The organism is Dyella sp. (genome assembly GCF_035508675.1).
GTDB lineage: Bacteria > Pseudomonadota > Gammaproteobacteria > Xanthomonadales > Rhodanobacteraceae > Dyella_B.
The window spans coordinates 23307-37955 of record NZ_DATJMN010000271.1 but is presented as its reverse complement, the minus strand read 5'-3'; the positions used below and the strand labels follow the sequence as shown (position 1 = coordinate 37955).

General features: G+C 61.5%; 17 protein-coding genes and 1 tRNA gene. 2 read left to right on the top strand and 16 right to left on the bottom strand.

What is annotated here, in order from left to right:
* Nucleotides 1-77: 77 nt before the first annotated feature.
* From VMA74_RS14290 to ybgC, 10 genes are all read right to left on the bottom strand, one after another.
* Nucleotides 78-153: transfer RNA gene (locus tag VMA74_RS14290), tRNA-Lys, on the bottom strand.
* A gap of 56 nt (nucleotides 154-209) precedes the next feature.
* Complete coding sequence (gene queC / locus VMA74_RS14285; protein WP_325368077.1) at nucleotides 210-890, bottom strand: 7-cyano-7-deazaguanine synthase QueC; 681 nt, start codon at nucleotides 888-890, stop codon at nucleotides 210-212.
* A 127-nt stretch (nucleotides 891-1017) separates the two neighbouring features.
* Entirely contained in the window at nucleotides 1018-1710 is a 693-nt protein-coding gene (gene queE / locus VMA74_RS14280; RefSeq protein ID WP_325368075.1) for a 7-carboxy-7-deazaguanine synthase QueE, read from the bottom strand.
* A gap of 11 nt (nucleotides 1711-1721) precedes the next feature.
* Nucleotides 1722-2540: a tol-pal system protein YbgF gene (gene ybgF, locus VMA74_RS14275; protein WP_325368073.1), complete on the bottom strand. Its 819-nt coding sequence runs from the start codon at nucleotides 2538-2540 to the stop codon at nucleotides 1722-1724.
* 26 nt (nucleotides 2541-2566) lie between these two features.
* A complete protein-coding gene (pal, locus tag VMA74_RS14270) occupies nucleotides 2567-3076 on the bottom strand; it encodes a peptidoglycan-associated lipoprotein Pal (RefSeq protein WP_325368071.1) in 510 nt (169 codons plus the stop codon).
* A 251-nt stretch (nucleotides 3077-3327) separates the two neighbouring features.
* The gene (tolB, locus tag VMA74_RS14265; protein WP_325368069.1) at nucleotides 3328-4644 is read right to left on the bottom strand and encodes a Tol-Pal system beta propeller repeat protein TolB; all 1317 of its coding nucleotides are present in this window, start codon (nucleotides 4642-4644) and stop codon (nucleotides 3328-3330) included.
* Nucleotides 4645-4653: 9 nt separating this feature from the next.
* Complete coding sequence (locus tag VMA74_RS14260) at nucleotides 4654-5583, bottom strand: cell envelope integrity protein TolA (RefSeq protein WP_325368067.1); 930 nt, start codon at nucleotides 5581-5583, stop codon at nucleotides 4654-4656.
* Entirely contained in the window at nucleotides 5570-6016 is a 447-nt protein-coding gene (gene tolR / locus VMA74_RS14255; protein WP_325368065.1) for a protein TolR, read from the bottom strand. The genes VMA74_RS14260 and tolR overlap by 14 nt, the downstream gene beginning before the upstream one ends.
* A 15-nt stretch (nucleotides 6017-6031) precedes the next feature.
* On the bottom strand, nucleotides 6032-6718 hold the full coding sequence (tolQ, locus tag VMA74_RS14250; protein ID WP_325368063.1) for a protein TolQ: 687 nt from the start codon (nucleotides 6716-6718) through the stop codon (nucleotides 6032-6034).
* 46 nt (nucleotides 6719-6764) lie between these two features.
* On the bottom strand, nucleotides 6765-7178 hold the full coding sequence (gene ybgC, locus VMA74_RS14245) for a tol-pal system-associated acyl-CoA thioesterase (protein WP_325368061.1): 414 nt from the start codon (nucleotides 7176-7178) through the stop codon (nucleotides 6765-6767).
* Between the two features lie 315 nt (nucleotides 7179-7493).
* Between ybgC and VMA74_RS14240 the strand changes: the two genes are divergently transcribed.
* Nucleotides 7494-8444 (top strand): hypothetical protein, encoded by a 951-nt coding sequence (locus VMA74_RS14240; protein WP_325368059.1) that lies wholly within the window; start codon nucleotides 7494-7496, stop codon nucleotides 8442-8444.
* Nucleotides 8395-8805, top strand: a complete 411-nt coding sequence (locus tag VMA74_RS14235) for a hypothetical protein (RefSeq protein WP_325368057.1) — start codon at nucleotides 8395-8397, stop codon at nucleotides 8803-8805. Before VMA74_RS14240 ends, VMA74_RS14235 begins: the two co-directional genes overlap by 50 nt.
* 27 nt (nucleotides 8806-8832) lie before the next feature.
* On the opposite strand, the gene ruvB is transcribed toward VMA74_RS14235, so the two are convergent.
* The 6 genes from ruvB to VMA74_RS14205 all read right to left on the bottom strand — a co-directional run bounded on the left by ruvB (nucleotide 8833) and on the right by VMA74_RS14205 (nucleotide 14624).
* Nucleotides 8833-9876, bottom strand: a complete 1044-nt coding sequence (ruvB, locus tag VMA74_RS14230; protein ID WP_325368055.1) for a Holliday junction branch migration DNA helicase RuvB — start codon at nucleotides 9874-9876, stop codon at nucleotides 8833-8835.
* A 160-nt stretch (nucleotides 9877-10036) separates the two neighbouring features.
* Nucleotides 10037-11914, bottom strand: a complete 1878-nt coding sequence (locus VMA74_RS14225) for a potassium transporter Kup (protein ID WP_325368083.1) — start codon at nucleotides 11912-11914, stop codon at nucleotides 10037-10039.
* A gap of 21 nt (nucleotides 11915-11935) precedes the next feature.
* The gene (gene ruvA / locus VMA74_RS14220) at nucleotides 11936-12532 is read right to left on the bottom strand and encodes a Holliday junction branch migration protein RuvA (RefSeq protein ID WP_325368053.1); all 597 of its coding nucleotides are present in this window, start codon (nucleotides 12530-12532) and stop codon (nucleotides 11936-11938) included.
* The gene (ruvC, locus tag VMA74_RS14215) at nucleotides 12529-13050 is read right to left on the bottom strand and encodes a crossover junction endodeoxyribonuclease RuvC (protein ID WP_325368051.1); all 522 of its coding nucleotides are present in this window, start codon (nucleotides 13048-13050) and stop codon (nucleotides 12529-12531) included. The genes ruvA and ruvC overlap by 4 nt, the downstream gene beginning before the upstream one ends.
* A gap of 19 nt (nucleotides 13051-13069) precedes the next feature.
* Nucleotides 13070-13795, bottom strand: coding sequence for a YebC/PmpR family DNA-binding transcriptional regulator (locus VMA74_RS14210; RefSeq protein WP_325368049.1), 726 nt, complete (start codon nucleotides 13793-13795; stop codon nucleotides 13070-13072).
* A gap of 160 nt (nucleotides 13796-13955) precedes the next feature.
* A complete protein-coding gene (locus tag VMA74_RS14205) occupies nucleotides 13956-14624 on the bottom strand; it encodes an esterase/lipase family protein (RefSeq protein ID WP_325368047.1) in 669 nt (222 codons plus the stop codon).
* Nucleotides 14625-14649: the final 25 nt, after the last annotated feature.

Genomic DNA, 14649 nt, shown 5'->3' with positions numbered 1-14649 from the left:
GTCGACAGTTCGAATCTGTCACGGCCCACCAGTTCAAAGAAACCCGCAAGGCGTACGCCTTGCGGGTTTCTTTGAACTGGTGGGCCGTGACAGATTCGAACTGTCGACCAACGGATTAAAAGTCCGCTGCTCTACCGGCTGAGCTAACGGCCCGGAAGAAAGTGAGTCGGCAATTTTAGGGTCTGGACGCCTGCGGCACAAGCTGACACTTAGACGTAATGGGTGGGATCGGGCAGGCCGGCCTCGCGAAAACCTTGCGCGCGCAGGCGGCACGCATCGCAGCGGCCGCAGGCGCGGCCCTGAGCATCGGCCTGGTAGCAGCTGACGGTGGCGGAGAAATCCACGCCCAGGCGATGGCCTTCGCGGGCGATGTCGGCCTTGCTCATCGCCATCAGCGGCGCGTGAATGCGGATGCCCGCGCCTTCCACGCCAGCCTTGGTCGCCACGCTGGCCAGATGCTCGAAGGCTTCGATGAAGGCCGGGCGGCAGTCGGGATAGCCGGAGTAATCCACCGCGTTGACGCCGCACCAGATGTCGGTGGAGCCGAGCACTTCGGCCCAGCCCAGCGCTACCGACAGCATGATGGTGTTGCGCGCCGGCACGTAGGTGACCGGAATGCCATCGCTGCCCTGCTCCGGCACGTCGATGTCGGCGGTGAGCGCCGAGCCGCCGATGCTGCGCAGATCCACCTGCACGGTCTTGTGTTCGACGGCGCCGAGCATGTGAGCCACGCGTGCCGCGGCATCCAGTTCGGAGCTGTGGCGCTGGCCGTAGGCCACACTCAATGCGTGCACCTGATAGCCCTGCTCACGGGCGATGGCGATGGTGACGGCCGAGTCCATGCCGCCGGAAACGAGGATGACGGCTTTGCGGGGTGTAGAAGCTGACATGGTGCATCCCAAGTGCAGAAGAACGGCCGGTCACCGGCCGGGAAACGCTGCCGGCGACACAGGCCGGGGCGTGTGGTTTTATCTCCACGTACGGCGACGCGGTATTACGCATTCAAGCGAATGCGATTCAATGTCCCGGCGCATCGTTCCACAGCAGCTTGTGCAACTGCAGTTGAAACCGCACCGGCAATTTGTCTTCGATGATCCACTCCGCCAGCGCACGCGGCTCGACCGCACCGTGTACGGGCGAGAACAACACCATGCAGCGTCGATCGATGCGATGCTCCGCCACCACGCCGCGCGCCCACTCGTAGTCGGCGCGGCTGGCGATGACGATCTTCACCTGGTCGTGCGGCAACAGATGATCGAGATTGGACCAAAGGTTGCGCTGCGCTTCGCCGGAATCAGGCGCCTTCAGGTCCATCACCTTGCGCACGCGTGCGTCGACGGGCGAAACCTCCAACGCACCGGAGGTTTCCAGCGACACGTCATAACCGGCGTCGCACAGCTTGCGCAACAGGATCAGGCAGCGCTTTTGCGCCAGCGGTTCGCCACCGGTCACGCACACGTGCTTGGCGCCATACGTTGCCACGTCGGCAAGGATGTCGTCGATGTCGCGCCAATTGCCGCCGTAGAACGAATACTCGGTATCGCACCACACGCAACGCAGCGGACAGCCCGTAAGGCGCACGAACACCGTGCGCCAGCCGATGGCATCGGCCTCGCCCTGGATCGAATGGAAGATCTCGGTGATGCGCAGGCGCTCGGCCGTAGCCTCGGCCGGCGCGGCGGCTTCCACGTTTACCGGACTGCCGTTCACCGCCTAAGCCTTCACCGCGCTGACTGCTGCGAGATACGCCGCAGGCGTTCCTGGGCCAGCTTGGCCGCATTGGAATTGGGGTATTTGCTCACCACCGATTTGAGCGTAGCAATGCCCGCATCGGTCTGCTTCATTTCCAACTGGCTGTAGCCAAGCTTGAGCGTGGCATCCGGTGCTTTTTCGCTTTGCGGATACTGGCTCAGCAGGCGATTGAAAGCTTCCACGGCCACCTGGTAATTGGTGGTGGCGTAATACGATTCGCCCAGCCAATAGAACGCATTCGGCGTCAGCGCATCGTTGGGGTATTTCTGGATGAATTCACGGAAGCCGCGCGAAGAGGATACGTAATCGCCCGCGCGCAAGGATTTGAATGCCGCGTTATAGGCACTGAGCGCGGCGGCTTTCTGCGCTGCCGATTCGGCCGGCGCGGCAGGTGTTGCAGCAGCTGGTGGCGCAGCGGACGCTGCATTGCCGGGTGCCGACGCGGTAGCAGGCGCCGATGCACTGGCCGAAGGCGCGGGAGTTGCGCTGCCCTGCTTTTCGAGGCGGCCGACGCGGCTGTCCAGGTCGGCGTACTGGGCCTTGCTCTGATCCTGCAACTGCTGCAGTTGGTGTTGCAGCTCTTCGATCTGGCCCTGCATCTGCTGCATGGTCTGCTGCATTTGCTGCAACTGATTGAGCTGGTTGAGCTTGTTCTGGTCCTGGTTCTGCTGTTGTTGCTCAAGCCGCGCAACGCGATCGGCCAGGCTCATGGGAGAACTCTGCGCATGCGCAGGCGCCATAAACAGCATGGCGGACGCCAGGGCGCCCGCCATGCTGAGATTGGCCATGAAGCGATTAGCCAACCGAAACACCATTATGTCGCCGTGTAGACGATCTCAACGCGACGGTTCTTGCTCCAGCAATCCTCGTTGTGCTCACGGCACACCGGCTTCTCTTTGCCGTAGCTGATCACGCTGATCTGGCTGGAGGAAGCGCCGTTGGCCTGCAGTGCGCTGGACACGGCGTTGCCGCGGCGCTCGCCGAGGCCCAGGTTGTATTCACGCGTACCGCGCTCGTCGGCGTTGCCTTCCAGGCGCATGCGAGCGGTCGGCACGTCCTGCAGGAACTTGGCGTGGCACTGCATGTACTGCTGGAACTCCGGCTTCACTTCGTCCTTGTCGAAATCGAAGTAAATGGTGCGGACCTTGAGGCACGCATCGGTGTCGAGATCGGCGGCGGTGTACTTGTGTTCGCCAGTCTGGGCCGGGGCGGCTTGCTGGGTCTCCGGCGGCGGAGTCTGGGGCTTCACTTCCTGCTTCTTCGAGCAGGCGGCCGCACCGACGCAAAGCAGGGCGACCAGGGCGATACGAACGGTCTTATTCATGGGTGACGTTCCTTCAAACGGGTTTGGTTTCCGACAGTCAATGACGATTGCGATTACGGGACAGTCATCGCCGGTGGCCCGGCTGTAGTTTTTATTTTTTTCTTTCACTTTAAGCATGGCCACGCATTGTACTGCAGAGGCCAGCAAAACAGGCATGACAAACCGCCACGCCCGGCCGGAGCATTCGCATGCTCCGGCCCCATCCTTGAGCTGTCCAGCCGCAGGCCTGGCAGGCGCGCGGCCGGATCAGATCATTGTTTGCGATAGGGTCCCCAGGCCGGCGAGCGCACATCGCCATCGGCAAGCGCCAGGCGCTGACGCACCATGCCGTCGTTCGATACGGCGTAAAGCACGTCCCGGGTTCCATCGGTGGCGGCGTAGATCAACATGCTGGCATTCGGCGCGAAGCTTGGCGATTCGTCAATCGGACCGGGCGAGATGAAGCGCACCTGCCCACCAAGGCTCTGGTCCATGATGGCGATACGATACACGTTCCCGTTGGCCTGCACCATGGCAATCTGCTTGCCGTCGTAGCTGACCGCGGCATCCAGGTTCTGCTGGCCCTGGAAGCTGATGCGCTCGGGCGTGCCGCCACTGGCCGCAATGCGATAGATCTGCGGCCGGCCGGAGCGGTCGGAAGTGAAGTAGATGCTCTGGCCGTCCGGCGACCAGACCGGCTCGGTATTGATGGCCAGGCTACGGGTGAGGCGCGTTTCCGCGCGGGAGGCCAGGTCCATCACGTAGATCTCGGGATTGCCGGTATAGGAAAGCGCCATCGCCAGCTTGGTGCCGTCGGGCGACCAGGCCGGCGCGCCGTTGATGCCCTTGCGCGCCGAGAGCAGCTGGCGCGCGCCGGTGGATATGTTCTGGACGTAGATCGCCGAATCGCCGCTTTCGAACGACACATAGGCAATGCGCGTGCCATCCGGCGACCACTTGGGCGACAGCAGCGCTTCGTGCGAACGCGCCACCACCTGCGGGTTATACCCATCCGAATCGGCCACGATCAGCGAATAGGTGGCATTGTTGCCGGTGCCGACCATGGTGACGTAGGCGATGCGCGTCCAGAATGCGCCGGGAATACCGGTGATTTGCTGGAAGATCTTGTCAGCGATCTGGTGCGCCACGCTGCGCAGGTCACTGATGGGTGCCGGCGACATGGCCTCGCCCAGCAGGCGCTGCTGGCGATTGACGTCCCACAGCTCGTATTCCACCGTCACCATGCCATTGCCGGCATCCTTGATGCGGCCGATCACGATGTAGTCCTGCTTGAGCAGCCGCCAGGTAGCGAACTTGATATCCGAGCCCTGGCTGGGCTGCTCGACGATTTCACTGACCGCCAACGAGCGGAATTTGCCGCAGCGGTTGAGGTCGTTGCGGATCACGTCGGCGACGTCGGTGGGCAGCGGCGCGCCTTGCTGGGCGAAGGGCACCACGGCGATCGGCGTGGCCGACTTGATGCCGCCGACGATCTGCACGTTCAGCGCCTGACCAAAGGCAGGGACCGCTACGAGTGCCGTGATCAGCAGCAGGACGAGGGTGAATAATGATCGGGATGATCTGCGCATGGGGCTTGCTCACTGCGGAATGAAGGTGAAGTCGATGTCGCGCCGGAACACGCTTTCAAAACCCTGGTAAGGCAGCGGCTGTGCGCGTAGCACGGCGTCCTCGACGGATTTCTTGCCGGCCGCATCGTACGGACAGTTGGGCGATGCCTTGGCGCTGAGCACCTGGCCACCAGGGATCTGCACGATGTGAACCACGCATGGCGCGTTCGGCATGGTATCCGGCCTGATCCAATTCTGCGTGACGGCGTTCTGAATTGCGGCCATGTATTGCGACAGCAACGTGCTGTTGGCGTTGTTGCCGGTCTGTCGCTGCGCCGCGTTGGGCAGGTTCTCCTGCCCGTCGAGCTGCGCGTTCTTCAGGTCCGCCAGCTGCCGCTTGGCCTGTTTGGCCTTGTTATCAGCCTTTTGTGTCTGCGCCGAGGCGGCATCGAGCTGCTTGAACAGCTCGTCCACTTTCTGTTGCTCAGCTTTCTTTTTGGCCGCCTGGGCGTCCAATTCGGCTTGGCGCTGACGCTGCTTTTCTTCCTGTTCCTTCTTGGCGTTCTCGGCCTTCTGCAAGGCATCCTGCACCACGCGCTCTTGATCCACCACGTCCGGATGCTCCGGCGGTGGCGGCAGTTGGCTGGGCTTGGGCTGCTGCAGCGGCGGTGGCGGTACGGAGGGCGGCGGCGGCACCGTGTTCGGCACCGGCTTCACCTTCTCCGACTTCGGCGGCGGCGCGGCGGTATTGCCGATCAGTGTGGCTTCGATCACCGGGCCGCTGAGCTGCAGCGGCGGGGGTGTGCAGGTGATCGGGTTGGGCAGATGCAGCGCAGTGAGGAATTTCTCGTACGACGTGCAGGGCAGCATCGCCAGGAACAGGAAGGCGACGATACCCAGATGGAGAACGGCCGATAACGCGACCGCGAGCGGAGTGCCCTTGGCGTTACGGTCTTCCATTCGGCTTGCCCGACTCCGGCGCACTCATCAAACCGACCTTGGCCACGCCGGCCTGCTGCAACAAGGCCAGTACCTGATACACACCTTCGTACTTGCCGTCGCGATCGCCGGCGACCAGCACGCTCACGTCCGGATTCTGCTTGACGAACGCGCCGACCTTCACCTTCAGCGCATCGGCGTCGATGGGTTCCTTCTTGCTGGTGCCCAGGGTGAGGTACATCTGGCCCTGGGTATCGACCGAGACGATCACCGGCTCTTTCTTGTCCTGCAGCGACTTGGCGTTGGCTTGCGGCAAGTTGACGTCGACGTTGGCGTTGAGCATCGGCGCGGTGACCATGAAGATGATCAGCAGCACCAGCATCACGTCGATGTAGGGCACGACGTTGATTTCGGATTTGAGCTTTAGACGCTTGTGGCGCGCGGAGCTGAGCATGGTCGCCGCCTCTTCTTAGTGAGCTTCGTCGGTCTGGATCTGGCGCTGCAGTACGGAGGAGAACTCTTCCTGGAACACCTCGTAGCGCGAGGCGACGCGTTCGACCTTGTTGGCGTAGCGGTTGTAGGCCCACACGGCCGGGATGGCGGCGAACAGACCCATCGCGGTGGCGATCAGCGCTTCGGAAATGTGCGGCGCCACCACGGCAATGGTGACGTCCTTCATTTCACCCAGCCCCTGGAACGCGCCCATGATGCCCCACACCGTGCCGAACAGGCCCACGTACGGGCTGATGGAACCGACGTTGGCGAGGAATTCCAGGTTGCGCTCCAACAGGCCGATCTCCTTGGTACCGGCCACGCGCATGGCACGCTCGGAACCTTCGATCACGGTGCGCACGTCCGCGGCGCGGCGCTGGCGCTGGCGTACGAATTCGCGGAAGCCCGACTCGAAGATGTTCTCCATGCCGCCGGAGTTGTCGCCGTTGTTGCTCACTTCGCGAAACAGCTGCGCCAGGTCCGCGCCGGACCAGAAGCGCTCCTCGAACGACTCGGCGTTCTCCATCGCGGCTTTCAGCTGCGAATACTTGCGGATGATGATCACCCAGGAGAAGAACGACCCTATCACCAGCACCAGCATCACCAGCTTCACTGGCAAGCTTGCTTCCGCAAGGATCTCGAAAACGTTCAATCCACCGTTCATGGCTTGGGGGCTCTCCACCGCATGGGCATGTCGTAATTACTTGGGATCAGGCCGGGACGCGCGCGATCCGGCCGATGATGTCATCCGGGATTCGCGCGGGCTGCATCCGCTGCAGGTCCACGCAAGCCGCGCGGACTTGCGCCTGGATAAGCACGGTGCCATCGGCCCGGGTGATCGTTTGCGCGAAAAGAATACTGGCTGAACGACGTTCTTTGACTTCCACCGTAACCAGCAGTTCATCGTCCAGCAGGGCGGGCTTGAGGAAGTCGATCTCCATCCGGTGCACCATGAAGGCCAATCCGGCCGCCTGCTTGAGCGCCATCTGGTCCACGCCCAGCTGGCGTAGCCACTCGGTACGGGCGCGTTCCAGGAAGCGCAGGTAGCTGGCGTGGTACACCACGCCGCCGGCGTCGGTGTCTTCCCAGTAGATGCGGACGGGCCATTGGAAAGAGAGGGACACGAAGCAAGACCGATAACTTAAAGACCTTATAACACTTTACCAGATCAGACCGGAGCCCTTTTCACTTGCCCTTTCCAACCATGATGTCAGCTCTGATGAGAAGCCTCACTCGCTCCCTTGCCTGAAAGGAGATATGCGCCGTCTGTAAGTCGGCTCCTACCTGCATCGAGCCAGGAACTCACTAAAGCAAGCAGCAGACAACTATTCATCGCTTTTAACCCGTCGGCGCAGACTCAGGCCGCATGATTCGTGAAAGCAAGGGGTACCGCGAACAACGCATCCATAAGCAAGATGACCATTCCAAAGGGAATAAGAATGACAAAATCACTTTGCCTCGCAATCACTCTGATAGTAGGTGCAATTGGCGCCCCTGCATCTAATAGCGTTTACGCCGCCGCGTCACCCGGCCTACCCAAACCTTGCCAAGCCGGCGGCGGCCCACTATCCATTAACAAGGGACCACTTGCAACACAAGAATTTCGCTACGCAGGGCAACCGGTACTCCAGAACAGCAAATCCCCACTAGGTGCAACATCCGACGAAGTACACGCAAATTTCGCAGGCATTATTGAAGCTAACTTTCAAAATGGGAGCACAGAGCATCTTCTGAGCAACCTCTCCGAACGGGAGCTTAGCGATCTTGCCAAACTGTACAGCGCGCGCTCACAGGGTAAAACACAGCCATTGCTTAAAATCTTTGCTCAACGCCTTAGCGATCAATCGCTTGTCAGGGTTGCAAAAGTTTTCGGCCCCGAACAAGTAGCCGCTGCCGTCAGCGAATATGCCTCGCCAAGCGTACAAAGCTCATTCAACACAGAAATGGAATCCATTGAAACACCACAGTCATCATCTAATCTAATGGAACCCATGGCAACACCCACCCTGGATATGACTATTCCAGAAATTTACCTGGAATTCCGAACAGCGCCTGTCGGAAGTGTGGGACCAGCGGCAGCCATTGCCGAAACCACAATGTATGTCTCAAAGAATATCGCTTTTGCAGCAAGTGCTGGCTGGGCCATTGGGACTGGAATCAGCAACCTTATCGAAACGTACGACCCATCTTTGAATGAAGCAATTGGCGGCACTGTAGCAGGCATGGTAGATGCTTCGTATCAATCATGGGATTATTTGCAACAAGGAAAGTACCAAGCATCCTTTGACTCACTATTTGGATATCCTGTTACCAACAGTGGAAATCCGTCTGGAGACTTTGGTGAGTTTGGAGCCATGGATTACTACTGGAGCACCGTTTGCTTTAACTAAAATGAGCGATGGCGGAAAAATAATTCCCGCCATCGCTGGAGAGTTCATGATGGATAAGCGACCGATAAATTATCGATGGGTAAAATCTTTTTTTTTCTTATTATTAGCAATAATTTGGTTTACACAAGCAAAATCAACCGCATCCAATTTACTAGCTTGCGGCTTTCTTTGCTTTGCGTGGTGCGAAGCTTTTAGAAAATATCAGCCCCCCATAAAACTTACGCTAACAGTGAGGCAGATTTACGGTGGACTTAAAAAAAATTCCGAGTATCGCCCCGAGCCTAAAGTGCTCGTAATAGGTATGCTCGGCGTGGCATTTTGCGTAAGCGGCCTTATCTTTGGTATTGCAAGTCTTGTTTAATCTATCTGTTTTAGCCCACGCGTAGATTCACTCCGCGCTGGGACCAAACAAATCACCCGGCTGCGCTTGTCGCGGCGGCGGCGTGAGGCCGAGGTGACGCCAGGCTTTCGCGCTGGCCATGCGCCCACGGGCGGTGCGAATGAGAAAGCCTTGCTGGATCAGGTAGGGCTCGACCACGTCTTCGAGCGTGCCGCGGTCTTCGCTGAGCGCCGCGGCCAGCGACTCCACGCCGACCGGGCCGCCGTCGAAATTCTCGATGATCACATTCAGCAACCGACGATCCAGCTCGTCGAAACCTTCGGCGTCGACCTTGAGCATGTCCATCGCCGCGTTCGCCACGTCGCGGGTGATATGTCCGTTGGCACGCACTTCGGCGTAATCACGCACGCGGCGCAGCAGGCGGTTGGTGATGCGCGGTGTGCCGCGAGAGCGGCGCGCGATTTCCTGTGCGCCATCGACTTCGCAGGCAATGCCGAGAATCCGTGCCGAGCGGCGCACGATGGCGGTGAGCTCGTCGGGTGAATAGAACTCCAGCCGCTGCACGATGCCGAAGCGATCGCGCAGCGGCGCGGTCAGCAGACCGGCGCGCGTGGTGGCGCCGATCAAGGTAAAAGGCGGCAGATCCAGCTTGATCGAACGCGCGGCCGGACCTTCGCCGATCATGATGTCGATCTGGAAATCTTCCATCGCCGGATAGAGCACTTCCTCCACTACCGGCGAAAGACGGTGGATCTCGTCGACGAACAGCACGTCGTGCTTTTCGAGATTGGTAAGCAGCGCCGCCAGGTCGCCTGCACGCTCCAACACCGGGCCGGAAGTGGAGCGGATATTGACGCCCAGTTCGTTGGCGATCACATGGCTCAGCGTGGTCTTGCCCAGGCCCGGCGGCCCGAAGATCAGCACGTGATCCAGCGCACCGCCACGCTTCTTCGCTGCCTCGATGTAGATCGACAGCTGCTCGCGCACCGCCTGCTGGCCGAGGTATTCGTTGAGCCGCTTGGGACGGATCGACGCCTCGAGCGCTTCGTCGTCGAGTTGGGCGGCAGCAGTGATGATGCGGTGATCGGACATGGGGGGATTATGCGGGGAACGGGGAATGGGGAACAGGGAACGTGCGGAATAACACCTGGGCTTGAAGCTTCCCTGTCTCAATCCGTTTGCAGAGCGGGAAGCGAAATGCTCGCGCAAACCATCACGCTCCCCGTTCCCTGCTTCCCGTTCCCCGCCTCCATCAAATTTCCAGCTGCGTCCCCAGCTCGATCAAGCGATTACCTGGAATCTGGAAGAACGCCGTCGCCGGCAGCGCATTACGCGACATGAAGGCGAACAGCCGATCGCGCCATAGCGCCATGCCCGGGCGGCGTTTGTCGGCGACGATGTTCTCGCGCGACAGGAAGAAGGTGGTATCCATCAGGTCGAACGGCAGGCCGCTCTTGGCGCACTTGGACAGCGCCAGCGGAATATTCGGATCCTCGGCGAAACCAAAGCGCAGCGCCAGGCCGTAGAAGTCGCTGCCCAGCGGCGTGAGATGGATGCGTTCTTCCGCTTCGGCGACCGGGCTTTCGAGGATTTCCACCGTCAGCATCACGTTGCGCTCATGCAGCACCTTGTTGTGCTTGAGGTTGTGCAGCAACGCATGCGGTACGGCGTTCTGGTTGGCGGTAAGAAATACCGCGGTACCCGGCACACGCAGCGGCGGATGCTCGCTGATGTTGTCGATAAAGGGTGACAACGCCAGGCCGCCCTGCTTGATTTCGCGCACCGCCAGCTCGCGGCCCCGGCGCCAGGTGGTCATTACCACGAATACGCCCAGGCCCAGCACCAAGGGGAACCAGCCGCCGTATTCCACCTTGATCAGGTTGGCGGAGAAGAACGCGAGGTCGATGGTCAACAGGATTGTGCCTACCACGAGCAGGCTCGGCACCCGCCAGCCCCATTGATGGCGCGCCACGAACAGCGCCAACACCGTGGTGATGGACATGGTGCCGGTGACCGCAATGCCGTAGGCCGCACTCAGATTCTCCGAGCTGCGGAAACCGAACACCGCCAGCAACACCATCACCAACAGAAACGCGTTGATCCACGGCACGAAGATCTGGCCGGACATCTCGCGCGAGGTATGCACCACCGGCATGCGCATCGAATACCCGAGCGACATCGCCTCGCGGGTCATCGAGAACGCACCGGAGATCACCGCCTGCGAAGCAATCACCGTCGCCGCGGTGGCCAGCGCGATCATCGGATACAGCAACATCGACGGCACCGTCTTGTAGAACGGATTGTCGATCGCCTCCGGATGGTGCAGCAGCAAGGCGCCCTGCCCAAAATAATTGAGCACCAGCGCGGGCAGCACGAAATTGAACCAGGCCATGCGGATCGGCCGTTTGCCGAAATGCCCCATGTCCGCATAGAGCGCCTCGGTGCCGGTCACCGCCAGCACCACGCTACCCAGCGCGATATACGCCTGCAGACCGTGCGTGATGAAGAAGCGCACGCCGTGATAGGGATTGAGCGCGTACAACACATGCGGCTCGGTCAGGATCATGCGGGCACCAAGCACGGCGATCACAATGAACCAGATCACCATCACCGGGCCGAACAGCTTGCCCACGCGCTCCGTGCCATGCCGTTGCAGCGCGAACAGGAAAAACAGGATCACCGCCGTGACCGGCACCACCCAATGCGCCAGGCCGGGCGCGGCCACTTTCACGCCTTCCACCGCCGACAGCACTGAAATCGCCGGCGTGATCACGCCGTCCCCGTAGAACAGCGCCGCGCCGAAAATGCCGATGATCGCCAGCAGCCAGCGCAGCTTCGGCTGGCCGCCCACGCCGCGCAAGGTCAGCGCCATCAGCGCCATGATGCCGCCCTCACCCTTGTTGTCGGCGCGCATGATGAACAGCACGTACTTCAGTGACACCACGATGATCAGCGCCCAGAAGATCAACGACAGCACGCCATAGATGCTTTCCGGCGTGGGATGTATGCCGTCGTGACTGAGTGCGGTCTGCAGGGTGTACAGCGGACTGGTGCCGATATCGCCGTAGACCACACCAATGGCGCCCAGCGCCAGTGCGGCCAGGCGTTTCTTGGTATCGGCCTCGCTCATTCCTTGATGACTATCCACGATTCAACTCCCAAGTGCGGCGCGCAGCGCCTTGCGAATGATGGTTTCGGCGCTGTCGCCCGGCTCGGCCACTTTCTGCACCAGCCGGCTCACTTCGGCCGGCTTGTAGCCGAGCTGCTGCAGCGCCACGGTGGCTTCGGCGGCCGGATCAGCCGGGGTGCCTGAAGCTGCGGCAAAACCTGACACGCTGGCGCCAAGGCCCTCCACGCGATCGCGCAATTCCACCACGATGCGTTCGGCGGTCTTTTTGCCGATGCCGGGAATCTTGGTCAGCGCGACCACGTCGCCAGCCTGCACCAGCCGGGCGAAATCCTGCGTCGACACGCCGGACAGCACGGCCAACGCCGTTTTCGCGCCGATGCCGCTGACCTTCAACAGATTGCGGAACGAAGCGCGTTCGGATTCGTGCAGAAAACCGTACAACGCCACGCTGTCTTCTTTCACCGCGTAATGGGTAAGCAGCGTCACTTCCTTGCCGGTCTGCGGCAGGTCGTAGATGGTGGACATGGGCGCTTCCAGCTCGTAGCCCACGCCGCCCACTTCCACCAGCAACCACGGCGGCTGCTTGGAAACAAGGATGCCTCTAAGTCGGCCAATCACCGGCGCCGTCTCCATGCGGTGCGTGGAATGCCCACGCGTTCGAGACTGGAGCGGGTATGCGCATGCGCGACGGCAATCGCCAGCGCATCGGCCGCGTCCGCCTGGATCGGCCCTTTGAGGCCAAGCAGTACACCGATCATGTGCTGTACCTGGGTTTTGTCGCTGCGGCCGCCGCCGACCACCGCTTTCTTCACTTCGGTGGCGGCGTATTCGTGCACCGGGATGCCGCGATTGACCACCGCGCAGATGGCGGCGCCGCGCGCCTGACCAAGCTTGAGGGCCGAGTCGGGATTGCGCGCCATGAACACGCGCTCGATGCTGCATTCCACGGGGTGATGCATGGCGATGATTTCGTTCACGCCTTCGAAGATGCGCTTGAGCCGCTGCGTGAAATCCTCTTCACCTGCCACCAGCAGCGCGGCATGGAAAACGTGCGACAGCTTGCCGGCGGCATCGACGTCCACGATGCCGATGCCGGTGCGCTGGCTGCCTGGGTCTATGCCGAGGATGCGGATCATGGAGTGGCTCGAAAGCCTGTCACTCGGCCGGCAACAGCGCGTTGTGATACACCTCGCTGACATCGTCGAGGGCATCGAGCTTTTCCAGCAGGTCGTTGAGCGTTTCCAGCGTTTCGCCGGACGCCGCGGTGCGATTGTTGGGGCGCATCACCACGCCGGCATGCTGGGCGTCCAGGCCGGCTTCGAGCAACTTCTGCTGGACCGCTTCGAAGTTTTCCGGCGCGCAGAGCACGGTGCTTTCGCCATGCTCGTTGACCACGTCGTCGGCGCCGGCATCCAGCGCAGCTTCCAGGATCTTTTCTTCCTTCGCTTCATCGCCGCCGGTGGCGAACACCAGCTCGCCGCAGCGCGTGAACTGGAACGCCACCGAACCGCTGGTGCCCAGGTTGCCGCCGTGCTTGGTGAGCGCATGGCGCACGTCGGCGACGGTGCGGGTCGCGTTGTCGGTGAAGCATTCGATGATCAGCGCGATACCGCCCGGGCCGTAGCCCTCGTAGCGCAGCTCTTCCATCTTGGCGCCGCCGTCGGCGCCGGAGCCGCGCTTGATCGCGCGCTCGATGGTGTCCTTGGACATGTTGGCAGTCAACGCCTTGTCGACAGCCGTACGCAGGCGCGGGTTAAGCGCCGGGTCGGGCACGCCGGCACGCGTGGCAACGGTGATTTCGCGGATCAGCTTGGTGAACACCTTGGCGCGCTTGGCGTCTTCGGCGTTCTTGCGACCTTCGATGGACGGGCCTCTACCCATGGGATACCTGGCTTGGGTCTGAAAGTGGAAAGCGGGGGATTTTACTGCATTGCGCCATGCCACTCTCCTTCTCCCTTCTGGGGAGAAGGTGGCCCGAAGGGTCGGATGAGGGGAGCAATCTTGTGTTGGACTGATTTTGCAGGGGTTTCTTGACGAGAGATCACGCAAGCGTGCCCCCTCGCCCCAGCCCTCTCCCCGAGGGGGAGAGGGGGTCGAAGCGCCCCTCCCGCAAGAAGCTGGCCGTCAACCGTGCCACTTCCGCCGAAAACAGCAGCCCCGTATGGCTGGTTTCCACCACGCAATGGGCGGCCAGGCCCGGCACGATGGTTTCCTCCACCGCCACGGTGCCATCGTGCTCGCCAGCGATCGGACTCAACATGGCGCCCAGGCCGATCGGCATGCAGCCGGCGATCATGCCCACCTCGCGCGCGCCCTTCCAGGTTTCCAGCCCCAGTTCCAGCAACTCGCGATTGTGGCCCAGCAACACTTCGCCACCGCGCCCCAGGCGGGAAAAAGCGCGCGCCGCGGCGCTGCCCTTCAGCGGCGAACCGAGACAGACGATGCGCCCCGGCGGCAGATCGTCCGCCGTCAGGCAGGCGCGCAGGGCGAGCAGACCACCCAGGCTGTGGCCGACCAGATGCACCGGTCCGGGCGCGTAATCGAGCATGCTCGTCCGCAACTTGGCCAGGATGTGCTCCTGCGTCGCCGCCACGCTCATGTAGTCGAAGCGATGGACGCGAAAGCCCTCTTCCATCAGGCGACGATGCAGCAGGCCCAGCGCGAAACCGCGCATCCACAGGCCGTGCAGCAGGATGACGTGTTCGGTCATGGGCTATATGCCGTCAATCGGGAAT